This window comes from Streptomyces sp. DSM 106670 (assembly GCF_055792845.1).
This window is the reverse complement of the sequence record NZ_CM147704.1, coordinates 7,249,185-7,273,719: the sequence shown is the minus strand read 5'-3', so window position 1 is coordinate 7,273,719 and position 24,535 is coordinate 7,249,185. Positions and strand designations below refer to the sequence as shown.

The window sequence follows — 24,535 nt, the reverse complement described above, 5'->3', positions numbered from 1 at the left end:
GCGCACGGCGGAGCGAGCCGGGCCCGGTCAGGTCGGGCCCGTACTGTTTCGTCGTGCGCCCCTGGTGCTCAGGGCCGGTCGAGGTAGGCGAGCCCCGGGTGTACCTCGGTGTACCGGTCGAGCAGCCGCCGGGCCACCGCCACCGAGTCGACCAGCGGGTGCAGCGCGAACGCCTGTACGGCCGCCGCGCGGGATCCGCTCTCCGCCGCCGCCAGCACCGACCGCTCCACGGCCTTCACCGCGGTGACGAGACCGACCGCGTGGTACGGGAGGGGCGAGACGGCCACCGGATGCGCCCCGTTGGCGTCCACGAGGCAGGGCAGCTCGACGACGGCGTCCGCGTCCAGGACCGGAAGCGCGGTGCGGTTGCGGACGTTGAGGATCAGCGAGGTGCGTTCGTTGCGGGCGACGGCCCGCATCAGGGCGAGCGCGACCTGTTCGTAGCCGCCCGACTCCAGGTCGCTCTCCGCCCGCTCCCCCGCCCCGGCGACCTCGCGGTTCTCCGCCATGTACGTCGCCTCCCGTTCGGCGCGGGTGCGGTCCCAGGTGGCCAGGGCGGGGGTGCCGGGCTCCCGCATCCGGGCGTAGAAGCCCTCCTGCTGGTCCCGGAGGAAGGCGCCCCGGGTCTGTTCGGCCTCCTGGTAGGCGCGTACGGCTTCCCGGTTGAAGTAGTAGTAGTGCAGGTATTCGTTGGGGATCGCGCCCAGCGAACGGAGCAGTTCCGCGCCGAAGAGGCGGCCCTCCTCGAAGGAGTCGAGCAGCTTCGGGTCGGCGAGCAGCCGGGGCAGTTCGTCGCGCCCGTCCACGTACAGCCCCCGCACCCACCCGAGGTGGTTGAGCCCCGCGTAGTCGATCCAGGCCCGGTCCGGGTCGGCGCCCAGGACACGGGCGATGCGCCGCCCGAGACCGACCGGCGAGTCGCAGATGCCGATGACCCGGTCGCCCAGATGCCGGGACATGGCCTCGGTGACCAGGCCCGCCGGATTGGTGAAGTTGATGACCCAGGCGTGCGGGGCCAGCCGGGCGATGCGCCGGGCCAGGTCGAGGGCCACGGGGACGGTGCGCAGACCGTACGCGATGCCTCCGGCGCCGACGGTCTCCTGGCCGAGGACGCCTTCGTCGAGGGCCACCCGTTCGTCGGCGGCGCGTCCGGCCAGGCCGCCGACGCGGATGGCGGAGAAGACGAAGTCGGCGCCGCGCAACGCCTCGTCGAGCTCGGTGGTGGCGACGACGGCGGGGGCGTCCGCGCTGTCCCGCCCCTGTTCCGCGAGGACGCGGGCGACGGCGGTCAGCCGGTCGGCGTCGGTGTCGTACAACGTGACCCGGGTGACGCGGCCCTCGGCGTGATCGCCGAGGAGGGCCCCGTACACGAGAGGCACCCGGAATCCGCCACCGCCAAGAATTGTCAGCTTCACGCTGCTCGATGGTACGGGCAGGCCGGGGCCGTCCGGTGGGGGCCGCGCCCGGCCCCGGCGCGCAGGACGCGGCGGCCCCGGGCCCGTGGGCGTGATCCGGGGCCGCCGCGTCCGGGCGGGGCGACGAGCTGTCAGTAGCCGCTCCACCAGCGGGCGACCGCCTGCCAGAGCCGGGCCGGGGCGGCCGGGCGGCGCTGCCGCGGGATCGTGGCCACCGGAGCGGGCCGGGAGGCGGGGGACGGTTCGGCGGCGGGCGGTGCGGCCGGGGCGGTCCCGGGGGCCGCGCCCGGGGCGTGGGCGGGCTGCGCGCCGGCCGCCTCGTGCCGGGGCTCGGGGACGGTCCTGGCCGGGGAGGAGATCTCCCAGGCGTCGGCCGGGCGGGCGGTGCGGCTCATCACGGCGAGCGGGTCGGCGTCCAACTTCTGCTGCGGGCTGGGGGCGAACTTCACCGGCAGCTCGACCAGGTGGCGGGACATGATGTTGCCGACCCAGCGCAGTTCGCTCTCGCCGACGCCGAGCTCCAGGTCGGGCAGGCGCATCAGGAGGGCGTCGACGCCGACGTCGGCGATGGCGCGGCCGATGTCCTGGCCCGGGCACTCGTGGGGGCCGCCGCTGAAGGCGAGGTGGGCGCGGTTGCCGCCCATGTCGGCGCTCAGGTCCGGGCGGACGGTGGGGTCGGTGTTGGCCGGGGCGATCCCGACGAGCAGGGCGTCGCCCGCCTTGATCTGCTGGCCGCCCAGCTCGGTGTCGCCGACCGCCCAGCGGCCGAACACGGCGGTGAACGGCGGCTCGTCCCACAGCGTCTGCTCCACCGCCTCGGGCACGGTCATGTGCCCGCCGCTGAGCCGGGCGCGGAAGCGCGGGTCGATCAGGACCATGCGCAGCACGTTGGCGATGAGGTTGGCGGTGGACTCGTAGGCGGCGATGAGGATGAGCCGCAGATGTTCGACGACCTCGATGTCGGTCATCGTGGCGGGGTGCTCGACGAGCCAGCTGGCGAAGTCCGGCGCGGGGTCGGCGCGACGCCGCTCGACCAGGCGCGTCAGCACGCCCACGATGTGGGCGTTGCTGGCGACGGCGGTCTCGGTGCCGCGGGTCATGTCCCGGGCCGCCTGGACGAGGCGCTCGTCGTACTCCTCGGGCATGCCGAAGATCGCGCACATCACCATCATCGGCAGATGCTCCGCGAACTGGCCGACCAGGTCGGCGGTGCCCTTCTCGCAGAAGTCGTTGACGAGGCGGTTACTGAAGCGGTTGATGTGACGGCGCACGCCGCGGGTGTCGATGCGCTCCATGCTGTCGGTGACCGCGCCGCGCTGCCGCTCGTGCTTGGCGCCGTCGGCGAACACACAGACCGGCTGCCAGGTGAAGATCGGGGCCAGCGGGTGGTCCGGGGCGACGCTGCCGTCCTGGAGGGCCCGCCAGCGCCGCGAGTCCCGGGAGAACTGGGAGGGCGTACGGGTCAGGTGGAGGTTCTCGCTGTGGCCGAGCACCAGCCAGGCGGGGACGTCGCCGTGGAGCAGGACCGGGGCGACGGTGCCGTGTTCGGCGCGGAGTTTGTCGTAGAGCCCGGCCGGGTTGTTCTCCGCCTCGGGGCCGTAGAGCCGGCGCAGTCCGCCGGGGCCGATGTCGAGGTTGTGGGCCGGGCACTGGGGCGGCGGCACGGCGCCGGGTTCGTGGTGGAAGGGGGTTGTCACAGGGGCTCCAGGGATCAGGATTCCAGGGCTGGTGCACAAGCGGGCGGGTGCGACGGGGCGTTCGGGCGCGGACCGGGCCGGGGGCGTACGCCGGGGGTTGGCGCGCGCCCCCGGGGCGGTCCCGTCGCCGGGCCCCGGGGTGCGGGGGCGTCAGGCGAGCGGGACGGCCAGGCTGTGCAGATAGCGCATCAGGGTCATCAGCACATCGCGGCTGGAGGCCCGCAGCCGGGCGTCGCAGTCGATCATCGGGACCTCGTCCGGCAGGTCGAGGGCCCTGCGCAGGGCCTCGACCGGGTGGTGCGGCGCGTCGGGGAAGGTGTTCACGGCCACCACGAAGGGCACTCCGCGCTCCTCCAGCCGGCCGATGACGTCGAAGCTGACTTCGAGCCGTCTCGTGTCGATGAGGACGACCGCGCCGAGTGCGCCCTCGAAGAGGCCGTTCCACAGGAACCAGAAGCGCTCCTGGCCGGGGGTGCCGAACAGATAGAGGATCAGTTCCTCGCTGAGGCTGATCCGGCCGAAGTCCATGGCGACGGTGGTGGCGGTCTTCGTCTCCACCCCGGCGTTGTCGTCCACGCCGACGCCGGCCTGGGTCATGGTCTCTTCGGTCGTCAGGGGCCGGATCTCGCTGACCGAGCCGACCATGGTCGTCTTGCCGACGCCGAACCCGCCGACGATCACGACCTTCACCGCGGCGGTGGCCGTGGTGGGAAGGACGTCCTCGGTGCGTGGTCCGGTGATCGTGTCAGAGCTTCTGAAGTCCATGCATCACCGCTTCGAGAAGGGACCTGTCGGGGAGGGTGGCGCGGACGATCGGCGCGCGCGACTCGATGAGTTCGGTCGCGAGGAGATCGCTCAGGAGCGAGGTGACCACGCTGAACGGCAGGCTGAGATAGGCCGAGATCTCGGCGACGGACAACGGGGCCTGGCAGAGCCGCAGGATGGCCGCCTGCTCGGGCTGGAAGGTCGGCGAGGGCTCCGCCTGCGCGACGACCATCGTGACCAGGTCGAGCGCGGCCCGTTCGCTGTCGTCGAGATCGCCGGTGATCACGTACAGCCGTTCCGGATCGAGAAATTCCGGGTCGGCCTTGCGGCGTTCTCGTCGAGGTCCACTCATCCGGACTGCCCGCCGTGGCGGGGCGGACTGGTCAGGTGGGCTCCGATCCGCACGACCATGTCCCGCATCCGGGCGCCGACGAGTCCGGCGTCGACGGTCTCGCCGGCCAGGACCGCGAGATAGGCGCCGGCGCCGGCCGCCATCAGGTAGAAGAACCCGCCCGTCACCTCGATGACGACGAGCTTCATGAGGCCGTCGCTGTACGGGATCTCGGTGGCCACCGCGGCGGCCAGGCTCTGCAGTCCGGCACAGGCCGCGGCGAGCCGGTCGGCGACGTCGGGGTCGCCGCCGTGCATCGCGATGCGCAGGCCGTCCGAGGAGAGCACCACGATCTGGTGGATGCTCGGAACGTCGTCGGCCAGCTCCTTGAGCATCCAGTCCATGTTTCCCCGCTGCTGGATCACTTCAGGTCTCCCTTGTCCCACGCGTCATCGGAGTCTTCGCCGTGCTTTCGTTCCTGCGGTACGCCGTTGACGGCCTTGGTGAAGGCCTCCAGCCACAGGCCGGGGGGCTTCTCCTCGCCGCGTCCGCCGTCCGTGTCCTCGTCCCGGCCGGGCTGGAACCCGTTGGCGGGGGCGGCGGGCGGCGGGGGCTGCTGCGGGAGGTTGTGCGAGCCGAGCGGGGCGCGGCCCCGGCTGCGGCGCTGCGGCAGCCCGTTCTCGGTCCACTCGGTGACCACGGGAACGTCGTCCTCCATGGCCGCCGGGGGCACGGCCGGGCGCGAGGTGGCCGCGGGGGCTCCGGTGGCGACCGGTGCGGCCACGGACGGCACGGGGCCGGTGGCGGCGGGCTTGGGCTTGCGCTTGCCGGGCGGCGGCACCACGTGCTGGAGCTGCGACATGTCCAGCGAGCTGGTGGGCCGCGAGGTGGCGCCGATGCCGTGGGCGATGCCCGGGGCGGGCCCGGTGGTGATCATGTCGCGCGGCACGATGAGGACGGCGCGGACGCCGCCGTACGCCGACTGACGCAGCGACACCTGGAGCTGGTACATCCGCGAGAGCCGGCCGACGACGGCCATGCCGAGGCGCGGGGACTCGCCGAGGTCGTTCATGTTGATGCCGGCCTGGGCCTGGGCGAGCATGTTCTCGGCCCGGGCGCGGGCCTCCTCGCTGAGGCTGACGCCGCCGTCCTCGATCTCGATGGCGATGCCGGTCTGCACCTCGACCGCGGTGACGTGCACCCGGGTCTGGGGCGGGGAGTAGCGGGTCGCGTTGTCGAGGAGTTCGGCGCAGGCGTGGATGAGCGGCTCGACCGAGGTGCCGACGATGGCGACCTTGGCGATCGAGTGCAGATCGACGCGCTGGTACTCCAGGATGCGGGACATGGCGCCGCGCAACACGCTGAACAGCGGTACGGGCTTGGGCCACTGGCGGCTGGGACGCGCGCCGCCGAGCACGGCGATGGAGTCGGCGAGGCGGCCGATCAGCGCGGTGCCGTGGTCGATGCGCAGGAGGTCGTCGAAGACCTCGGGGTTGCGCCCGTAGTGGTTCTCCATCTCCCGCAGTTCACTGGCCTGGCGGTGCACGATCGCCTGGACGCGGCGGGCGACGCTGACGAAGGCGCGCTGAGCGGAGTCACGCCGCGCCTCCTCGTTGTCGATGACTTCGAGGACCTGGTAGATCTGCTCGCGCAGCGCCTTGGGCAGATGGCGGTTGGCCACGTCCGCGTCGACGATGTCGCGCATCACTTCTTCGGGCGAATTGCCCACCCGCAGCCGCCGGATGGCGGCAGGCATGACGTCCTTGGTGAGCCGGACCGTCTCGGCGTCGTGCGATTGGATGCGGTGTTCCAGGTAGGCGATGCGCTGCTCGTACTCGGCGCGCTGGACGCGCAGGGCGCGTCGGCGGCGGTGCAGCGCCACGGTGAGTACGGCGACCACGAGCGTGGCGATCGCGCCGCACACGGCGACTGGTATCCGCGCGGCCGGTGCGACCAGGACCGATCCGGCGGCGGTTGCGCCGAGGAGCAGGACCACGGGCAGCAGGACTACGCGAACGACGGGAATTTCTCTGTCGGTCGGCGGTGATTCAACACGGACCATCTAAAACCCTCTGGCGGTTGATTCCGGGATGTATGCGCACGTGAGCGGAGACTCGGGAACAAGTGCTCGAATTCATCTCAACTCGACTTCACTGCGCGTGAGCTTAGCCAGATCAGAACAGTGCTTCGGCATATTCACCCAACCCCCTGCGGAAGCCCGCCGAGAGGAATACACTCGCCAGTTTTTCTACTCTGCGCTCTGGAGCGTGCGCGGTGAGTGATCGAGGCCGAAAGTCGCCGCCGACCAGGGCGACTCACACCGAAAAGGAAGGGGAACGAATGGCTAAATTGGTGCATTCGCTGGCGAAGTGACGCGTCATCAACGGCTCACACCCCAGGAAACAAGCCAAAGGCACAGGTGATCGAACCGGATCGAAAGGAGCAGATTCCTCGCCGACGGGCGGGTGATGGGAAAATACGCCGTGCTGACGCGTATACGGAGGCCCGGCACGCAGGTGTTGCGCCGAGCCCGGTCCGACCCTCCTCAGCGCCGGGCGCCGCCGAGCCGGCCCTCCAGCTGTACGAGCAACTCGCCCAGGCGGGAGCTGAGTTCGTCGCGGCTCCCCTCGTCGAGACCGGCGAGCACCGCGCGTTCGTAGGCGAGCTGCTCGGGCAGCAGCCGGTCGACCAGGGCGCGGCCCTCGTCGGTGAGGCGGACATGGGCGACCCGTCGGTCGCGGTCGTCGCCGCGGCGGTCGACCAGGGCGCGGTCCTGGAGGGTGCGCAGCCGCTTGGTGACGGCGGCCCCGGAGGAGAAGGTCTCGCGGGCCAGCTCGCCGGGGGTCAGCTCCCGGTCCGTCCGGCGTACGGCGCCGAGGAGGTCGAATTCGGCGCGGGTCAGTCCGGCGGAGCGCAGCGGGGCGTCCTCCGCCTGCTGGAGGAGGGCGGCGCAGCGGTTGATCCGGCCGATGATCTCCATCGGTCCGGTGTCGAGCTCCGGGTTGACGGCCTGCCACTGCCGGACCACCGAGGCAACGATGTCGTCGGTCACTCCGCTCCGATCGAAGGGGCGCGGACCGTGGGTCCCCGCCGTTGTGCTGTCGCGGCGAGCGTACGGTGTCCGGCCTGCTCGGCCGCGAGAAGACGCTGCTCGGGCAGGGCGCGCTGCCACCATTCGCCCGCCGCGGTGTCACCCGCCTCGCGCAGTTCGACGAGGCTCGCGGTGAGCGTCCGGCGCGCCCGGTCCCGTTCGGCGGGGGCGGCCGCGGGGTCGGCGCCGGTCCGCTCCGCGTCGGCGCGGGCCCGGCGGGTGGCGTCGAGGGCCCGCTCCACCCGCCCGGCCGCCCGCCGGTTGGTGACGAGCGTCGCGGCCAGGAAGCCGGCGACCGCGCCGAGGACGGTGTCCAGGACCCGGTCGCCGATCAGCTCGCCGGCCGGGTGGGCGCCGCCGAACTCCAGGACCAGCAGGGCCATCGGGGTCACCGCGACGGAGCCGAGCCAGTAGTTGCGGGTGATGAGGGCCTCGGCGGCGAAGCTGAAGAAGAGGCAGCAGCAGACGAGGGCGAGCGGGCTGATGCGGGACACCGGCAGGACGGCGGCGAAGACGAGTACGCCCAGGAGGTTGCCGAGGGTGCGCTGGAGGGCCCGGTTCCAGGAGAGGGTGATGTTGGCCTGGTAGAGGGAGGCGGCGGTGACGATCGCCCAGTAGGGGCGGCCGACGCCGAGCGCGGCGCAGAGGTACCCGGCGAGCGCGCAGCCGGCGAGGGTGCGGACGGCGACGGGCAGCAGCGGCGATCCGGGGCCGAGGCGGCGCAGCAGGGTGCGGCGGGTGGCGCGGCGGCCGTCGGGGGTCCGCAGGGCGGCGCGTTCGGCGTCGATCCCGTACAGCTCGTCGGCGGTGCCGGGGGCCGGTGGCGGCGCGGGCACCGGACCCCGGGCCCGGGTCAGGGCGGCCCAGCCGCGCAGCCGGTCCGGATCCGCCGCTCCGCCTCCGGGGTGCGGGGCCGCGAAGGCGGCTTCGGCGTGCACCACCAGGCGTTCCAGCGACCGGCGTACGGGGGTGGGGCGGCCGGAGGCGAGCAGGCACTGCCAGGCGGCGTGCACGGCGGCGGCCGCGGCGTTGCGGGTACGGGGGCCGGGGTCGGCGGCGCACGCGGCCGCGGCCTCCAGGGCGCGGGCGACGGCCCGGCGTTCGGGGCCCTCCCGGCGGACCAGGGCGGGTGCGACGGCGACCAGCCAGGCGACCGCGCCGGCGCCGAGGGTCAGCGCGAGATGGCCGGGGATCTGCGCCGGGTGCTGCGGGGCGAAGAGGGCGGCGGAGCTGACGAAGGTGAAGATCACATGGCCGGGCGGTCCGATCCGGGTGGCGTCGCACAGCACCTTCTGGGCGGCGGCGAGCAGCGCCCCGACGGCGATGAGTACGGCGGTCGATCCGGTGAGGGAGGCGGTGAGCAGGGCGAGCCCGAGCCCGGCCGTCATGCCGAGCACCACGCCCGCGACGGACCCGACCCGTCGGGCGTACGGCAGGCCGTGGCCGTAGAGCGCACAGAGCGAACCGGCCATCGTGTACATCACGAGGTCGAGCCGGCCGAGGGCCAGGAGCGTCAGATGGGGTACGGCGGAGGCGACGACCACGCTGAGGGCGGGCTTGAACCAGGTGTCCGAGGGCCGCGAGAGCCGGAGGGCCGAGGTCAGCGGAAGGCTTCGGACGGAGGGCCGCCGAGGCCGTACGGATGTATCACTCACCCCTACACGTTAACAGGTGTTACACCCGTAAACGATTTACCGCCCTGCCCCTCCCCGGTACGCAGCAGGACGCCGCCGCCCGGTTCGGGGCGGCGGCGTCCTGGGGGGTGACGGAGAAGGCCGTCGGTCAGCCCAGACCCCGGGCGTCCTGCTTGAGGGCGGTGTCCACCGTCAGCGCCGTGGCGACGACGAGGCTGAGCAGCGGCTCGGGCAGCCGCTGGTGGATCTGGAGCACATAGTTGTCGGCCGTCGTGAACATGGTCTTCGCGAGGCCTTCCCAGGTCTTGGTGATCCGGGCGATCTCGGTGCCGTTGTGGTCGACGATGGCGAAGTTCCAGGCGCGCCAGTTCTCCGCCTTGATCGCGCCGACCTGCGCACCGCCGGCCGTCATCGCGAAATTGATCTTGCCGATGGCGTTCTGCTGGACGATCTCGCCGACCGGCTGCCCGTCGGGGCGCTGGACGATGACGCGCGACTTGATGAACTTCGCGGGGCGGGTCAGCAGCAGCTGCGGCCGGCCGTGCGCGTCGCGGATCTCCAGGCGGTGCGTCAGGTACTGGTCGATGCTGGAGACGAACCGGAGCACCTTGCGCAGCGCGCTCTGGCCGACCTGGACGACCGAGCCGACGGTCGCCCCGTGCTGGTCGAACACGCGGTACTCGTTCGTCACCTCGATCAGCTTGGCCTTCTGGTTCACCACCAGGACCGGCTGGTCGAAGAGCGAGCCGGCGGACACGGCCTGCTGCTGGGCCGGGAATCCTCCGGCGTTCGGCGTCTGCTGGGCGGGGGCGGCGGCGGCAGCCTGCTGTCCGTCGGCCGGGTGCGTGTGCTCGGTCCACCGGGTCCCGTCCCAGTAGCGCAGCAGCTGCGGGGCGCCATGGGGATCAGGGAACCAGCCCGCGGCTATGTTCGATTGCGTGGTCACTCGGGCACACTATCCCGCGGACAGCGGGACCCATATTCTTTGAATCTTCATACACCCACTACGATGACGGGCGATGACCAGGGTGAGCACGCGGACCGACCGGCAGCGGTACCGCTCCCGTGCGCCTCTCGCCCTGGGCTGGGTGTTCTTCCTGCTCGCCATGGTCTTCTGCTGCTCGGTCACCACCTCGTCCGCCGCCGTGCCGGTCGCGGCGGGCCCGGCCGGCGCGGGCGCCGTCCGGGCGTTCACCCCGACACCCGACGCGGCCTTCGAACCGGTCGTCATGGCCACCGCGGCGGACCGCGGACTCGGGACCTCGTGCCACGGCGGCTCGACGCACACGGCGGCCGTCGTGCTTCCGGCGTCGTCCGCCCCCGTGGCCGTTCCCTCCCCCGTGGCCCAGGTGCCCGCCTCACCGCTCACCGGTGCGGCGGCCATCCGGGGTCCCGCGCACGACGGTGTGCGTTCCGTCGATCAACTGCGCCTGCAGATCCAACGGATCTAGAGGCCGGATCCGCTCTCCCGCCGCGCCCTGGCGCCGGTTCACCGGGAGTGGCTTTCCGTATGCACCGCATCCCTTTCCCCCTCATGCATCGCCCCGTATGCATCGGTTGAACGACGAGGACTTCCCATGGCTTCCGCCAAGAACCAGAACAACCCGGCCTCAGCACGTCGCGCCAAGCTGGAGGAGGCGCGCCGCAAGGAGCGCGCCCGCGAGCGCCGGGTCCGCATCATCACCATCAGCGCGTCGGTGGCCGTGGTCGGCGCCCTGGTCGCCGGAGGCGGCTACCTGATGGCGCAGGCGAACGAGAAGGACAAGAAGGAGGAGCAGGCCAAGACCTCGCCCGTCACCGGCGAGCGCAGCTGGGACAAGCTGACGCAGGAGCACGTGGCGAACAAGGTCGACTACCCGATGAACCCGCCCGTCGGCGGCGACCACAACCAGGTCTGGATGAACTGCAACGCGGACGTCTACACCGACGAGATACCGAAGGAGAACGCCGTGCACTCGCTGGAGCACGGCGCGGTCTGGGTCACGTACAACGACAAGGCCTCGGACGCCGACGTCGAGGCGCTCACCGAGAAGGTCAAGTCGACCCCGTACTCCCTGATGAGCCCGGTCAAGGACCAGAAGGACCCGCTGATGCTCAGCGCGTGGGGCAAGCAGGTCACGGTCAAGAGCGCCTCGGACGACCGGGTCGCGCAGTTCTTCACCAAGTACGTGCAGGGCCCGCAGACCCCCGAGCCGGGGGCCGCCTGCACCGGCGGGCTGGACAAGTGACCGTTTCGACGCCTTCCGCCTCCACCCGCCGGATGGTCCTCGCGGGAGCCGGTGTCCTGCTCCTGGCGCTGGGCCTGGTGGCGCTGATGATCCAGCGTCCCTCCGCGGCCTCCCCGTCCGGGGCGTCCTCGGCGGCGCGGTCCGCTCCGGCGGAGGACTCCGTGGACGCGGGCTTCGCCCGGGACATGGCGATCCACCACCAGCAGGCGGTCGAGATGTCGTTCATCGTGCGGGACCGCACCGACGACGAGGACGTGCGGCGGCTCGCGTACGACATCATCAACACCCAGGCCAACCAGCGCGGCATGATGCTGGGCTGGCTGGAGATGTGGGGCCTGCCGAAGAGCGCGGCCGGGCCGCCGATGGAGTGGATGGGGCACACCGTCACGCCGACCGACGACGGTTCGCTGATGCCGGGCATGGCCACCGACGCGGAGCTGGAGGAGCTGGGGGCCGCCGAGGGCAGGGCGGCCGAGGTGCTGTTCCTGCGGCTGATGACCGTGCACCACCGCGCGGGCGCGGACATGGCGCGGGCGGCCGCCGGTGCGGCGAAGACGGACGCCATCCGCGACCTGGCGGCGGGCATGGTCCGCGGCCAGCAGTCGGAGATCGGCCTGATGGCGGACATGCTGAAGGCCCGGGGCGCCAAGCCCTGAGCCAGGAGGGGGCGGTTCCGGCCGGGCGGCCGGGGCCGCCCCCTTCCCGTACCCCCGCCGGGAGCCCGCCATCACATAGGCTCGGCGACGATATGAAGAGCATCCTCACTCCGCTGGGGCCCAAGGCCGACAAGGACACCGTGCGACGGCACAATCTCAGCCTGGTACTGCGCGCCGTGCGGGACGAGGGCGAGCGCGGCGAGGCGACCCGGGCCGGAGTGGCCGCCCGGGTCGGGCTGACCCGGGCCGCGGTGTCCTCGCTCGTCGAGCAGCTGATGGACAGCGGGTTCCTCACCGAGTCGGGCAAGACGTTCAGCGGGCACGCGGGCCGCCCCGGCACCGCGCTCAAGGTGGCCCGCACCGGCCCGGCCGGGCTGGGCGTGGAGATCAACATCGATTACGTGTCGGTGTGCGTGGTGGATCTGGCCGGCACCGGCCGGGTCCGGCAGACCGAGCACCTCGACAACCGGGGCGCGTCCGCCGAGGAGGCCCTGGAGCGGGCGGCCCGGATCGCCGCGCGGACCCTGGAATCGGCGTACGAGCAGGAGTTGCGTCCGGTGGGCGCGGCGCTGGCGCTGCCCGGTCTGGTCTCCGCCGGCTCGGTGCGGCAGGCGCCCAACCTCGGCTGGAACGAGGTCCCGGCGCAGAAACTGTTCGCCGACGCCCTCGCCGCCCTGCGCCCGGGCCGCCCGGTGCTGCCGGTCGCCTCGGAGAACGAGGCCAATCTCGCGGCGCTGGCCGAGCTGTGGTTCGGCGGGCTCGACGACGTACGCAGCTTCCTCTATCTGACCGGCGAGATCGGGGTCGGCGGGGCGCTGGTCCTCAACGGCGAACTGCTGCGCGGGGCGCACGGTTTCGCCGGGGAGATCGGCCATGTGGTGGTGGACCCGGCGGGGCCGGAGTGCCGGTGCGGTTCGCGCGGGTGCCTGGAGCAGTACGCCGGACAGGCGGCGCTGCTGCGGGCGGCCGGCGTCGACGGTCTCGGCGGCGCCTCCGGGGTGCTGGAGCTGGAGCGGCGCGCGGAGGCCGGTGACCCGCGTGCGGTGGCGGCGGTCGCCGAGGCGGGCCGGATGCTGGGCCGGGTGCTGTCGGGGGCGGTCAATCTGATCGACCCGGACGCGGTGGTGCTCGGCGGGATCTACCGGGGCCTGATGCCGTGGCTGGCGCCGCCCGCCGACGAGGAGCTGACCGGCCGCGTGGTGTCGGGGCTCTGGTCCCCGGGCAGCGGCCGGCTCCGCGCGTCGTCGGTGGCGGGCGACGCGGCGCGGGGCGCGGCGGCGCTCGTGGTGCAGGACGTGCTGGACGATCCGGTGGCGTACGCGGAACCGTCCGGCGGGTGAGCCGGGGCCGTGGGCGGGGCCTGTGCCCCGGCCCACGGCCCCGGCGTATCGGCGCCCGTACGTCAGCGCACGTCGAGCAGGTGGTCCATCGCGAGCTGGTCCAGCGCCTCGAAGGCCATGCCGCGTGCGGCTGCGGCGTCCACGTCGAAGTCCTCGTACGCGCTGCGGTCGGCGAGGAGGTTCGCCAGGCCCTCGCCCGCGGTGGGGCGTGCCAGTTCGTCCAGGCGGGAGGCGCGCAGGGCCGCCCTCACCTCGGGGTCGGCGCGGAAGGCGGCGGCCCGCTCCTTGAGGATGAGGTAGTTGCGCATGCAGCCCGCGGCCGAGGCCCAGACGCCCTCGTAGTCCTCGGTGCGCGGGGGCTTGAAGTCGAAGTGGCGGGGGCCTTCGTAGCCGCTCTCCAGCAGGTCGACGAGCCAGAACGCCTGGCGCAGGTCGCCCGCGCCGAAGCGCAGGTCCTGGTCGTACTTGATGCCGGACTGGCCGTTGAGGTCGATGTGGAAGAGCTTGTCCGCCCACATCGCCTGGGCGATGCCGTGCGGGAAGTTGAGCCCGGCCATCTGCTCGTGCCCGGTCTCCGGGTTGACGCCGACCAGTTCGGGGCGCTCCAGGCGCTCGATGAAGGCGAGGGCGTGGCCGATGGTGGGCAGCAGGATGTCGCCGCGCGGCTCGTTCGGCTTGGGCTCGATGGCGAAGCGGAGGTCGTAACCCTGCTCGGTGACGTACTCGCCCAGCAGGTCGAAGGCCTCCTTCATCCGGTGCAGCGCGAGGCGGACGTCCTTCGCCCCGCCGGACTCGGCGCCCTCGCGGCCGCCCCACGCCACGAAGGTGGTCGCGCCCAGTTCGACGGCGAGGTCGATGTTGCGCAGGGTCTTGCGGAGCGCGTACCGGCGTACGTCACGGTCGTTGGCGGTGAACCCGCCGTCCTTGAAGACCGGGTGCGTGAAGAGGTTCGTCGTCACCATGGGCACGACGAGTCCGCTGCTGTCGACCGCCTGCCGGAAGCGCTTGACGATCGCCTCGCGCTCCGTCTCCGGTGCGCCGAAGGGGATCAGGTCGTCGTCGTGGAAGGTGACGCCCCAGGCGCCCAGCTCCGCGAGCCGCTGGACCGACTCGACGGGGTCGATGGCCGCACGGGTCGCGTCGCCGAAGGGGTCCCGGCCCTGCCAGCCCACGGTCCACAGACCGAAGCTGAACTTGTCCTCGGGGGTGGGGGTGAAGCGTTCCGTCATCGTCGTCCGACCGCCTTCGCCTGCCGTCGGGACGCCCGGCGACAGGCCCGGCACCCCTATTTGTTCAGTGTCATGACTAATCAAGCACACCGCGCCCCGGCGCGGAAGCCCTCTGCCGTACGGACCGCTCCCGACCCCCTGTGCAGAGCGCCGCGCATCCCGTAATTTGTTCGTGCCGCAGCCGAATGATCAGCTCCCGTGCACCGGCACCCGCACGTACCCGCAGCGCGAAAGAGGCCCGCATGCCGTCACCCGCCGTCGTCATCGGCGTGGACAGCTCGACCCAGTCCACCAAGGCCGCCTTCATCGACGCCGTGACCGGCGAGCAGCTCGCCGTGGGGCGCGCCCCGCACGTGGTCACCGGCGAGGCCGGGGCCCGGACGAGCGATCCGGAGATCTGGTGGCGGGCGCTGTGCGAGGCGGTGGCCGCCGGGCTGAAGGAGTCGGGGCTTCCGGCCCGCGCGGTCACCGGTATCGCGGTCGCCGGGCAGCAGCACGGGCTCGTCGTGCTGGACGCGGACGGCCGGCCGCTGCGCTCCGCGCTGCTGTGGAACGACACCCGCTCCGCGCCGCAGGCCGCCGCCCTCACCGAGGCGCTCGGCGGGCCCGGGGCCTGGACCGAGCGGACCGGGTCCGTGCCGGTGGCGTCCATCACCGCCACCAAGTGGCAGTGGCTGCGCGAGAACGACCCGGCGAGCGCCGCGAACGCGGCGGCGGTCCGGCTGCCCCACGACTTCCTGACCGAGCGTCTCGCGGGCGTCGCCGCCACCGATCCGGGGGACGCGTCGGGCAGCGGCTGGTACTCCACCGCCACCGGCGCGTACGACCCCGAGCTGCTGGACCTCCTCGGCCTCGACGCGGCCCTGCTCCCGGAGGTCGCGCCCACCGGGGCGGCCCGGATCGGCTCGCTCACCGAGGCGGCGGCGAGCGCGCTCGGGCTGCCCGCGGGCATCGCGGTGGCGGCCGGCACCGGCGACAACATGAGCGCCGCCGTGGGCCTCGGGCTGGGCGGCGAGGGTCTGCTGGACCACCCGGCGCTCAGCCTCGGCACCTCCGGCACGGTGTTCGCCGCCTCCCGCACCCGGCCCACGTCCACCGCGCTGAACGGCTTCGCCGCCGCCGACGGTACGTACCTGCCGCTGGCCTGCACCCTCAACTGCACGCTCGCCGTGGACAAGGTGGCCGCCCTGCTCGGCCTGGACCGCGAGGACGCGGTACCCGGCGGCGAGGCGGTGCTCCTCCCGTACCTCGACGGCGAGCGGACCCCCGACCTGCCGACCGCCTCCGGGCTGCTGACCGGGCTGCGCCACGACACGACCCGGCAGCAGCTGCTGGGCGCCGCCTACGAGGGCGCGGCCGTCACCGTGCTGCGGGCCATGGACGAACTCCTGGCGGCCTGCGGCCTCGACCCGGACGCGCCCGAGGTCGCCGGCCGCCCGCTGCGGCTGATCGGCGGCGGGGCGCAGGGGCGGATGTGGGTGGAGACGGTGCGCCGGCTCTCGGGCCGCCCGCTCGTCATCCCGGGCAGCGGGGAGCTGGTGGCCCTCGGCGCGGCGGCGCTCGCCGCGTCGGCGGCGGGCGGCGGCGATCCGGTGGCGTTGGCGACGGCCTGGCAGAAGTCCGGCACGGACCGTCGACTGGAGCCGGTGGAACGGGACGTGGAGACCTGGCAGCGGGTCACCTCGGTCCTGGAGCGGGCCTCGCAACCGCTGCTGGGCGGCTGAACGAAAGGGCTCCGCCGGGCCTGCCCAGGAGTTGTCGGACACCCCCTAGGGCAGCCCCACCAGGCCCCAGCCCCGGCGGGCGGCCGTCGTGGTCACGTCGCCCCATTCGCGCAGCAGCGCGACGAAGTCCTCGAAGGTGTCCGGACGGCCCGCCCAGCCCTCGCACTCGGCGGCGAACGGCGCTCTCAACTCCTCGAGCCGCGGCTCCAGCCGCTTCCAGGCCCGCGCCTTGCCCGGCAGCACCTCCGGCGGGCAGACCAGCAGGACCTGCCGGTGCCATCGGTCGGCGGAGGTGCGGTCCACGTTCCGCAGCAGACCGTCGAGAAAGGTGTCCATCGGCTCACGTACGGAAGCGTCGACGAGCAACCGCAGGTCCGCCCATGCCGCGCCCGCGCGGGCATGCGGCGCGTGGGCGCCGGTGGTGGTGGCGAAGCCGTACACGGCGCACCACTGCGACCCCGGTCCCGGCGGCCGGCTCCAGCCGTCGCCGCGCCGGTGCCCGGCCTCGTACGGGACATCGGTCTCCGACGGCCAGGCCGCATCCTCCAGCAGCTCGATCCGGTTCTCGGCGGGGACCGCGCCCAGCCACCCCCAGTCCGCCATGAACAGCGTCAGATCCATCCCCATGGCCGCAGCATAGGCAGGATCAGCAGGCCGCAATCGGAGTATCCGGGCGCCCTCTGGGAGCTCCAAGACCCCCGGTTGGGAATACGAACTGATTTTCCATAAGATCCGGCGATGATCACTAGAAAACGGCTGACGACCGGGGTGGGCATAGCGCTCGCCACCCTGGCCGCCGGGCTCGGCACCGCGATCCCCGCCGCCGCCGACGAACCCCCCGCCGCCCCCTCCCCCAAGGTCGAGCTGGTGCTCGACGTCAGCGGCTCCATGCGCACCCGTGACATCGACGGCCAGTCCCGGATGGCCGCCGCGAAGCAGGCGTTCAACGATGTGCTGGACGCGGTGCCCGAGCAGGTGCAGCTCGGCATCCGGACGCTCGGCGCGGACTATCCCGGCGAGGACCGCAAGGTCGGCTGCAAGGACACCCGGCAGCTCTACCCGGTCGGCCCGCTGGACCGTACCGAGGCCAAGACCGCGGTCGCCACCCTCGCCCCGACCGGCTTCACCCCGATCGGCCCGGCCCTGCTCGGCGCGGCCGACGACCTGGAGGGCGGGGAGGGTTCGCGGCGGATCGTGCTCATCACGGACGGCGAGGACACCTGCGGGCCGCTCGACCCGTGCGAGGTGGCCCGGGAGATCGCCGCGCGCGGCACCCACCTGGTCGTGGACACCCTCGGACTGGTGCCCAACGCCAAGATCCGCCAGCAGCTGACCTGTATCGCGGAGGCCACCGGCGGCACCTACACCGCCGTCCAGCACAAGGAAGAACTGTCCGGCCGCGTCAAGCAGTTGGTGGACCGGGCCGCCGAGCCCGTCGTCACTCCGGTGGCCACCGAGGGCGCCAAGAGCTGTGCCGCCGCGCCCGAGCTGAAGCCGGGTCTCTTCACCGACCGCTCGGAGATCGGCCAGCACCGCTGGTACCGCGTGGATGTGCTGCCCGGCCAGGAGCTGCGCGCCTCCGCGAGCGTGGCCGCCGACCGTGCCGTGGACGACGACTACGGGGTCCTGCTGCGCGCGGTGACCGTGCACGGACGCGAGATCGTCCGGGGTTCCGAGGCCGGGACCGGCCGCACCGACGTGATCTCGTCCGGGCTGCGCTATCCGAAGCCCGAGGTGGAGGACGGCGACGACGGTGACGGCAAGCCCGCCGCCGAGACCGTCTGCCTCCAGCTCGCCCACTCCTTCTCCGCGCCCGCCTCGGTGAAGAAGTCCCCCGGCCTGCCGGTCGAACTGACCGTGGATCTGGTGGACGGCCCGGACACCGCATCCGACGTGGCGGCCTTCGGGCTCGGCCGCGGCTGGTGGCTGCTCGGCGTGCTGGTCCTGACCGGACTGGTCGCGGGCCTGCTGACCGGCTGGATCTCGCGCTGGCGCGTCGCCGTATGGAGGACCAACTGATGCGTACGACAACTCGCCGCACCCACGGCGTACGGCGCGCGCTCACCGGAGCGCTGCTCGCAGGACTGACCCTGCTCACCTCGGCCGGCGCGGCGGTGGCGGACGACCCGTCGGCGAGCGCGAGCCCCGCCGGGGACGAGGCGGGCCCGACGGAGGCCGGCACCACCTTCCGAACGGCCACCGCGCTGAAGCCGGACCAGACCGGCACCGCCCAGGCCTCGACGGGCGACTACCTGTACTGGGTGTTCCCGGCCGACGCCGGTCAGCGGCCCACCGTCGAGGCCACGGTGAAGCTGCCCGAGAACGCGGCCCGGCGCTCCACGTCCACCTGGCAGATCGATGTGTACGACGGGCTGCGCCGCCGCCAGGCCTGCATGTACGGGCACCAGACCAGGAAGGCGGCGGCCGACGCGGCCACCGTCGAGCTGTCCTGCGTCCTGCGGCCCGTGCGGGCCTGGTCCGAGCCGTGGGCGAACGACCCGCTGCCCGGCAGCTACTACGTCCGCCTCACGGTGGTGGACCTGCCCGCCGACGAGCTCGGACTGCCGGTCGGCGCCGAGGTGAAGGCGACCGTCAAGGAGCAGGGCGGGGCCCACGACGTGGACGGCGCGCTCTCCGAGCCGCTGGTGCCGGGCGTCTCGGCCGCCTCCGCGGGCGACACCGGTGACGCGGGCGCTTCGACCGCACCGCGGGTGCCGTCCGCCGGTGAGCCGGAGGACGGCTGGGCCTCGGGCTGGTGGACCGACCGCTGGCTGTGGACCGTGGGCGGCGGCGTGCTCGCCGCGCTGGCGGCCGTGTTCGGCTACTCGCTGACGCGGGGCCGGGGCAGGCCGGCCCGGGTACCGCAGGGCGTCTGACGGCCCCACCGGCCGCTCCCCCGGGTGGCGGCCGCCCCGGACCTCGAAGATCCTGACCCCCGGCAGGGGGCGGGATCTTCGAGGTCGGGGAGGCACGGCCGGTGTGGCAGTTCTTCGCGGACAACCCGTGGGTCGCGGTGTTCGCCGTGATCACAGTCGGCTCGCTGCTCGGCCTGGCGCGCTTCGGACCGGTCCGGCTCGGCGCGGCCGGGGTCCTCTTCGCCGGCCTGTTCGTCGGGGCGCTGGACGAGGACATCGCCGCCGCCGTGCCGGCCGGGGTCTCGGCGCTGGGCCTGGCGCTGTACGTGTACACGGTCGGCCTGGAGTCGGGCCCCGCGTTCTTCCGTGAACTGCGCGGCCAGCTCCCGGTGATGGCCGGTGCCGTGGTGGCCCTGGCCGTCACCGCGGCGGTGGTCGGCCTCGTGGGACACGGCGGGTTCGGCATCGACGGTCCGTTCCTCGCGGGCGGCTACGCGGGCATCGGGACCACCACCCCGGGCCTCGCCGCCGCCCAGGACGCCTCCGAGGACCCGACGCAGCCCGCCGTGGGGTACGCCATCGGCTATCCGCTCGCCGTCGTCATCACGATCATGTTCATCTCGGCGATCGCGGCCCGCCGCCGCTGGACCGCCCGCCGCGACCCCGACTCGGGCCTCCCGTCCACGCTCGTCACCCGTACGGTCGAGGCGGCGCGGGGCATGCGCTGGGCGGACGTGCCGGGCGTCGCCGCACACCGGGTGCTGGCCAGTGAGTACCGCCCGGCCGGCGGCGCCACCCGGGTCGCCCGGGGACTGGACCGCCTCTCCCCCGGCGACCTGGTCGTCCTGGTCGGCGGCGAGGACGACGTACGGGCGGCGACCGACGCGCTCGGCGCCCTCGCCCCGCGCCATCTGCTGGACGACCGCGGCACGGTGGACTACCGGCGGGTCCTGCTCACCAATCCGGAGCTGGCCGGGCACACCGTCGCCGAGCTCGGGCTCGGCGAGAAGTACGGGGCCCTGGTCAGCCGGGTGCGGCGCGGCGACTTCGACATGCTCGCCCACGACGACCTGCTGCTCCAGCTCGACGACCGGGTGCGGGTGGTGATGCCGCGCGAGCGGACGGGCGAGGTCACCACGTACCTCGGGGACACCGAGGCGAAGGTCAGCGAGGTGAGCGCGGTCAGTCTGGGCCTCGGGCTCACCCTGGGCTTCCTCATCGGCATCCCCTCCCTCACCCTGGGCTCCACCACGCTCGCCCTGGGCACCGGGGCAGGCCCGCTGGTGATGGGCATGCTCCTCGGCCGGCTCCGGCGCACCGGCCCCCTCGTCTGGACCCTGCCGACCCGGGCCAACCTGACCCTGCGCCAGATCGGTCTGCTGCTCTTCCTCGCCGTCGTGGGGCTCACCTCGGGCTACTCGTTCCGGGAGAACGCCTTCTCGCTGTTCGGGCTGAAGCTGGTGGCGGTGCTGGCGATCGGCGCGGTCGTCAGCTACACGCTGATGGTCCTGGTCGCGAAGGCGCTGGGGCAGAGCAGGGAGCGGACGATGGGGCTGCTGTCGGGCTATGTCGGCAACCCGGCGATCGTGGCGTACGCCAACAGCCGGGCGAGCGACAGCCGGATCAACAACGGCTACTCGACGCTGTTCGCGCTCGCCATCCTGGTCAAGATCGTCTGCATCCAGCTGATCGTCGGCCTCTGACCGTGCGGGCCCCGGGCCCTAGGCTGGCCGCTCCACCGGCGGCAGCGGCGAAGGGCGACGGGGTTGAGCGGGACGACGACGTACGTACGGTTCCAGAGCACCGGGCGGAGCCCCCGGGGTCACTTCCCGGGCATCTTCGCGCTGGCCAACGGCCTGGCCCGGGAGGGCCGTCTGACCGAGGAGCAGCACCGCGTCTGGCGGGCGGGCAACGACTGGTACGACGCCGCCTACGCCGATCCCTCGCGCGTCGATCCGACGGTCTACGACCCGGCGGTGAACCCCGGTGCCGTCGCCTGGTTCAAGACGTCGGCGACCCATCTGCTGGACCGGATCCCGGACTATCTCGCGCTGCTGGCCGCGCACGGGGTGCCGTGCGAGCGGCTGGAGTCGGCGGATCCCGGCCGGGTCGTGTACGAGGACGATGTCCAGATCGTGGTGGTGCCCCGGACCGGCGGCGGGCACGGGGCAGGAACGGACGCCGAGGCGGATGCGGCGGGGCGCGCTCAGGGCAGCCGTACGCTCAGCTGACGGCCCGCTTCCCGGTAGCCCAGCGCCTGTGCGACCCGGCGGGAGGCGGGCGGCCGGGCCCGCCACTGCGGCAGCAGCCCGGCGGTGAGGGCGTGCGCGGTCGCCGTGTGCGCCACCTGTCGGGCGAGGCCCCTGCCCCGCGCGTCCGGCGCGGTCAGCACGCAGAGGTGGGCGGTGTCGCGCGGCCAGCGCTCGTAACCGGCGGCGGCGAGCACCTCCGGGCCCTTCCGTACGACGAACACCGGTGAGCTGACGTCCGCGAGACCGCTCTCGCCCGCGTCCGCCTGCCCCGCCGCCGCCAGCAGCGCGCGCAGGGCGGGGTGCCCGGGGGCCAGGCTCCCGACCGGGCCGGCCGCCTCCGTCGTGGCGGGGCGGAGGCCGTCCGGGGCCAGATAGCCGAGGACGGCGGGGCCGAGCGTGTCGGCCACCGGCAGCAGTCCGGCGACGGTGGCGGGGTCGGTGAGCTCGTCGGTGGTCAGGCCGTTCAGCGCGGACCGTACGGAATCGGCGGCCCGGTCGGTCGGCGCGGTGATCAGCGCGGCATCCCCGACGGCCACCACGCCCACCCAGGACGGCGGGGCCAGTGACGACTCCGGTGCGACGAACACCGCCGGGCGGCCGGGAGTTCCGAAGGCGGCGGCCGGTTCGGCGCACAGCTCCTGCCACAGCGCACGGGCACGGGACACCAGCGGGTCGGTCGGCATGGCGGGATTCTCGCACGGCGGCGCAACTCTCACCGCACCTCCTGTTCGAACGCGCGGGACGCTCCGGAAACGCTCGACAACTCGCCTACTCCATAGGGCTGGTGACGGTTTCCGGCCACGCCCTGTCGGCGCCCTGGTGGAGCGCCGCCCCCGTCCTGTTCGATGGGGTTCGAACGTGCGCGCGCCGGCGGTGGCGCGCCCCAGGGAGCGGAGTTCCTCGATGTCCACGCAGACCGGCCCGGCGCTCGACACCCAGCCTCGCGGCCATGCGTTCGCCCCGGGCCCCAAGGGGCTGCCGCTCGTGGGGAATCTGCCGCAGTTCGGGAAGAACCCGCTCGCGTTCTTCGAACTCCTCCGCGAGCACGGGGACATGGTGCGCTGGCGCTTCGGCCGCAACCGGTGCGTCTTCCTCACCGACCCCGACTGCATAGGCGAGTTGCTCACCGAGACGGAACGCACCTTCGACCAGCCGAAGCTCGGCATCGCGTTCCGTACGGTGCTGGGCAACGGAATGCTCGTGTCGCGCGGACGCGAGTGGCGGCGCAAACGCTCGCTGGTGCAGCCCTCGGTGCGGCCCAAACAGGTGAAGTCGTACGCGGCCACGATGGCCGACTGCGCCGTGGAGCTGGCGGACCGCTGGTCGGACGGCCAACGCGTCGACATCAAGCGGGAGATGGCCGAGCTGACGCAGAAGATCGCGGTGCGCACCATCTTCGGGGTGGACACCCCTGCGGACTCCGAGGCGATGGGCCGGGCGATGGACGTCGCCCAGCAGGAGATCGGCAAGGAGTTCGCCGGGATCGGCGCGCTGCTCCCCGACTGGGTGCCGACGCCGGGCCGGGCGCGCATCAAGAAGGCGGCCGCCGTCATCGACGCCGAGGTGGGCCGGGTGGTCGCCCGGCACCGGGAGGGCGAGGAGGAACGCCCCGATCTGCTCAGCCGGTTGCTCACCGCGGTCGACGAGAGCGGAACGCACCTCAGCGACGAGGAGATCCGCGACGAGGCGGTCACGCTGTACATCGGCGGCCACGAGACGACGAGCACGACGCTGGTGTGGGCGTGGTATCTGCTCGCCCGCAACCCCCGCGTCCGCGACGCGCTCGCCGAGGAGCTGGACCGGGTGCTGGGCGACCGGGAGCCGGGCTTCGAGGACTACGCCCGACTGACGTACGCGCAGGCCGTGGTGAAGGAGACCCTGCGGCTGTACCCGGCGGTCTGGCTGATCACCGGGGTCGCGAAGGAAGGGGCGACGATCGGGGGCCTGCCGATCGAGGAGGGCACCCGGGTGTGGAGCAGCCAGTGGGCCACGCACCGCGACGCGCGGTGGTTCCCCGAGCCGGAGGAGTTCCGGCCCGAGCGCTGGGACGCCACGAGCGGCGACGAGATCGCGGAGTACGCGTGGTTCCCGTTCGGCGGCGGTCCCCGGGTCTGCATCGGTACGCGCTTCGCGATGGTGGAGGCGGTGCTCCTGCTGGCCGTGCTGGCCCGCCGTTTCACCCTGGACGTCGACCCGGGCGAGATCGGGCCGGTGACGGGCCTGACGCTCCAGCCGGACCGGGATGTGCTGGCGACGGTCCGGGCGCGGTAGCCGGACGGGCCGGAAAAGCGGTCGGCGCCCGGCTCCTCGTGCGAGGGGCCGGGCGCCGTGACGCCGGTCGCGTCAGTCCTGCGGAAGCCACTTCTTCCAGACGTCCGGGTGGCGCTCGATCCAGCGCTCCGCCGCCTCCTGGGGTGTGAGCTTCTGCGAGGCGATCATCTCGGAGACCTCGTTCTGGTCCTTCTCCGACCAGTGGAACTTCTTCAGGAACGCCGAAGCGTCACCGCCGCGCTCGGCGAAGTCGGCGTTGAGGAACTTCTGCAGCGGTGTCGTCGGGTACGCGCAGTCGATGTCCGCCGGGTCCTTGGCCGCGCACGCGTCCGTGTACTCGGGGAGCTTCACCTCGACCATCGGCACCTCGTTGAACAGCCACTGCGGCTGGTACCAGTAGCTGAGGAAGGGCTTCTTCTCCTTGGCGAACTGCTGGATCTGGGTGATCTGGGCCGCCTCGGAGCCGGCGAAGACCACCTTGTAGTCCAGGTCCAGGTTCTTCACCAGGGCAACGTCGTTGGTGACGTAGGACGGCGAGCCGTCCATCAGCTGGCCCTTGCCGCCGCTCTCGGCGGTCTTCAGCTCGTCCGCGTACTTGTCGAGGTTCTTCCAGTCCGTGACGTCCGGGTGCTCGTCGGCCCAGTACTTCGGGACGTACCAGCCGATGTGACCGGTGACGCCGAGGTCGCCGCCGCGGATAATGGTCTTCTTCTCGTCGACGTACAGCTTCTCCTGGTCCGGGTGGCCCCAGTCCTCCAGGATCGCGTCGACGCGGCCCTGGCTGAGGGCGTCCCAGGCGGGCACCTCGTCGGTCTGGACGAGGTCGACGCGGTAGCCGAGCTCCTCCTTGAGGAGTTGCTCGGCCACGGCGACGTTGGCCTGGGCGCCGACCCAGGACTGGACGGAGAGCGTGACCGTCTTGACCCCGGCGGGGGCCGCGAACGGCGAGGCCTGCTTGGTCATGTCGGCGGCGCCGCAGCCCGCCGTGGCGAGCAGCGCGGCGGCCGACGACAGCGCCGTGATCAGGCGCGTACGGGAGCGGTTCAT

The 24,535-nt window shown here is 73.0% G+C and carries 23 protein-coding genes; 10 read left to right on the top strand and 13 right to left on the bottom strand.

Annotated features, from left to right (window positions below; genetic code table 11):
* Nucleotides 1-68 precede the first annotated feature (68 nt).
* The 9 genes from ACSMXR_RS32150 to ACSMXR_RS32110 form a co-directional block, all read right to left on the bottom strand.
* Nucleotides 69-1,415, bottom strand: a complete 1,347-nt coding sequence (locus ACSMXR_RS32150; RefSeq protein ID WP_473170492.1) for a 6-phospho-beta-glucosidase — start codon at nucleotides 1,413-1,415, stop codon at nucleotides 69-71.
* Between the two features lie 131 nt (nucleotides 1,416-1,546).
* On the bottom strand, nucleotides 1,547-3,112 hold the full coding sequence (locus ACSMXR_RS32145) for a cytochrome P450 (RefSeq protein ID WP_137228737.1): 1,566 nt from the start codon (nucleotides 3,110-3,112) through the stop codon (nucleotides 1,547-1,549).
* Nucleotides 3,113-3,262: 150 nt separating this feature from the next.
* Nucleotides 3,263-3,877 (bottom strand): GTP-binding protein, encoded by a 615-nt coding sequence (locus ACSMXR_RS32140; RefSeq protein WP_010058144.1) that lies wholly within the window; start codon nucleotides 3,875-3,877, stop codon nucleotides 3,263-3,265.
* The gene (locus ACSMXR_RS32135) at nucleotides 3,858-4,229 is read right to left on the bottom strand and encodes a DUF742 domain-containing protein (protein WP_030076210.1); all 372 of its coding nucleotides are present in this window, start codon (nucleotides 4,227-4,229) and stop codon (nucleotides 3,858-3,860) included. The genes ACSMXR_RS32140 and ACSMXR_RS32135 overlap by 20 nt, the downstream gene beginning before the upstream one ends.
* A complete protein-coding gene (locus tag ACSMXR_RS32130) occupies nucleotides 4,226-4,633 on the bottom strand; it encodes a roadblock/LC7 domain-containing protein (RefSeq protein ID WP_007454741.1) in 408 nt (135 codons plus the stop codon). The genes ACSMXR_RS32135 and ACSMXR_RS32130 overlap by 4 nt, the downstream gene beginning before the upstream one ends.
* A complete protein-coding gene (locus ACSMXR_RS32125; RefSeq protein ID WP_364886849.1) occupies nucleotides 4,630-6,270 on the bottom strand; it encodes a sensor histidine kinase in 1,641 nt (546 codons plus the stop codon). The genes ACSMXR_RS32130 and ACSMXR_RS32125 overlap by 4 nt, the downstream gene beginning before the upstream one ends.
* Nucleotides 6,271-6,753: 483 nt before the next feature.
* A complete protein-coding gene (locus ACSMXR_RS32120; protein WP_137228743.1) occupies nucleotides 6,754-7,260 on the bottom strand; it encodes a MarR family winged helix-turn-helix transcriptional regulator in 507 nt (168 codons plus the stop codon).
* On the bottom strand, nucleotides 7,257-8,954 hold the full coding sequence (locus ACSMXR_RS32115) for an FUSC family protein (RefSeq protein ID WP_473170491.1): 1,698 nt from the start codon (nucleotides 8,952-8,954) through the stop codon (nucleotides 7,257-7,259). The genes ACSMXR_RS32120 and ACSMXR_RS32115 overlap by 4 nt, the downstream gene beginning before the upstream one ends.
* 127 nt (nucleotides 8,955-9,081) lie before the next feature.
* A complete protein-coding gene (locus tag ACSMXR_RS32110) occupies nucleotides 9,082-9,879 on the bottom strand; it encodes an LURP-one-related family protein (RefSeq protein WP_381855240.1) in 798 nt (265 codons plus the stop codon).
* Between the two features lie 73 nt (nucleotides 9,880-9,952).
* On the opposite strand from ACSMXR_RS32110, the gene ACSMXR_RS32105 reads away from it, so the two are divergent.
* The 4 genes from ACSMXR_RS32105 to ACSMXR_RS32090 all read left to right on the top strand — a co-directional run bounded on the left by ACSMXR_RS32105 (nucleotide 9,953) and on the right by ACSMXR_RS32090 (nucleotide 13,157).
* Nucleotides 9,953-10,384 carry a hypothetical protein gene (locus tag ACSMXR_RS32105; protein WP_473170490.1) on the top strand — a complete coding sequence of 144 codons (432 nt, stop codon included), beginning with the start codon at nucleotides 9,953-9,955 and terminating at the stop codon, nucleotides 10,382-10,384.
* Nucleotides 10,385-10,510: 126 nt separating this feature from the next.
* The gene (locus ACSMXR_RS32100) at nucleotides 10,511-11,161 is read left to right on the top strand and encodes a DUF3105 domain-containing protein (protein ID WP_473170489.1); all 651 of its coding nucleotides are present in this window, start codon (nucleotides 10,511-10,513) and stop codon (nucleotides 11,159-11,161) included.
* Between the two features lie 32 nt (nucleotides 11,162-11,193).
* Nucleotides 11,194-11,817: a DUF305 domain-containing protein gene (locus ACSMXR_RS32095; RefSeq protein WP_137229095.1), complete on the top strand. Its 624-nt coding sequence runs from the start codon at nucleotides 11,194-11,196 to the stop codon at nucleotides 11,815-11,817.
* Nucleotides 11,818-11,909: 92 nt separating this feature from the next.
* Complete coding sequence (locus tag ACSMXR_RS32090; RefSeq protein WP_137228758.1) at nucleotides 11,910-13,157, top strand: ROK family protein; 1,248 nt, start codon at nucleotides 11,910-11,912, stop codon at nucleotides 13,155-13,157.
* 62 nt (nucleotides 13,158-13,219) lie between these two features.
* On the opposite strand, the gene xylA is transcribed toward ACSMXR_RS32090, so the two are convergent.
* Entirely contained in the window at nucleotides 13,220-14,386 is a 1,167-nt protein-coding gene (gene xylA, locus ACSMXR_RS32085; RefSeq protein ID WP_381855233.1) for a xylose isomerase, read from the bottom strand.
* Nucleotides 14,387-14,628: 242 nt separating this feature from the next.
* On the opposite strand from xylA, the gene xylB reads away from it, so the two are divergent.
* Nucleotides 14,629-16,110 carry a xylulokinase gene (xylB, locus tag ACSMXR_RS32080; protein ID WP_473170488.1) on the top strand — a complete coding sequence of 494 codons (1,482 nt, stop codon included), beginning with the start codon at nucleotides 14,629-14,631 and terminating at the stop codon, nucleotides 16,108-16,110.
* Nucleotides 16,111-16,155: 45 nt separating this feature from the next.
* Here the strand turns inward: xylB and ACSMXR_RS32075 are convergent, their stop codons facing one another.
* Entirely contained in the window at nucleotides 16,156-16,737 is a 582-nt protein-coding gene (locus ACSMXR_RS32075; RefSeq protein WP_473170487.1) for a hypothetical protein, read from the bottom strand.
* A gap of 111 nt (nucleotides 16,738-16,848) precedes the next feature.
* Between ACSMXR_RS32075 and ACSMXR_RS32070 the strand changes: the two genes are divergently transcribed.
* From ACSMXR_RS32070 to ACSMXR_RS32055, 4 genes are all read left to right on the top strand, one after another.
* The gene (locus ACSMXR_RS32070) at nucleotides 16,849-18,129 is read left to right on the top strand and encodes a VWA domain-containing protein (protein WP_137228766.1); all 1,281 of its coding nucleotides are present in this window, start codon (nucleotides 16,849-16,851) and stop codon (nucleotides 18,127-18,129) included.
* Nucleotides 18,129-18,986 (top strand): hypothetical protein, encoded by an 858-nt coding sequence (locus tag ACSMXR_RS32065; RefSeq protein ID WP_473170486.1) that lies wholly within the window; start codon nucleotides 18,129-18,131, stop codon nucleotides 18,984-18,986. Before ACSMXR_RS32070 ends, ACSMXR_RS32065 begins: the two co-directional genes overlap by 1 nt.
* A 101-nt stretch (nucleotides 18,987-19,087) precedes the next feature.
* Nucleotides 19,088-20,668, top strand: coding sequence for an aspartate:alanine exchanger family transporter (locus ACSMXR_RS32060; protein ID WP_381855221.1), 1,581 nt, complete (start codon nucleotides 19,088-19,090; stop codon nucleotides 20,666-20,668).
* Between the two features lie 63 nt (nucleotides 20,669-20,731).
* Nucleotides 20,732-21,196, top strand: coding sequence for a hypothetical protein (locus ACSMXR_RS32055; protein ID WP_381909042.1), 465 nt, complete (start codon nucleotides 20,732-20,734; stop codon nucleotides 21,194-21,196).
* On the opposite strand, the gene ACSMXR_RS32050 is transcribed toward ACSMXR_RS32055, so the two are convergent.
* A complete protein-coding gene (locus tag ACSMXR_RS32050) occupies nucleotides 21,172-21,900 on the bottom strand; it encodes a GNAT family N-acetyltransferase (RefSeq protein ID WP_473170485.1) in 729 nt (242 codons plus the stop codon). The two genes, ACSMXR_RS32055 and ACSMXR_RS32050, sit on opposite strands and share 25 nt — an antisense overlap.
* 220 nt (nucleotides 21,901-22,120) lie before the next feature.
* Between ACSMXR_RS32050 and ACSMXR_RS32045 the strand changes: the two genes are divergently transcribed.
* Entirely contained in the window at nucleotides 22,121-23,488 is a 1,368-nt protein-coding gene (locus ACSMXR_RS32045; protein WP_473170484.1) for a cytochrome P450, read from the top strand.
* A 72-nt stretch (nucleotides 23,489-23,560) separates the two neighbouring features.
* On the opposite strand, the gene ACSMXR_RS32040 is transcribed toward ACSMXR_RS32045, so the two are convergent.
* Complete coding sequence (locus ACSMXR_RS32040) at nucleotides 23,561-24,535, bottom strand: ABC transporter substrate-binding protein (RefSeq protein ID WP_473170483.1); 975 nt, start codon at nucleotides 24,533-24,535, stop codon at nucleotides 23,561-23,563.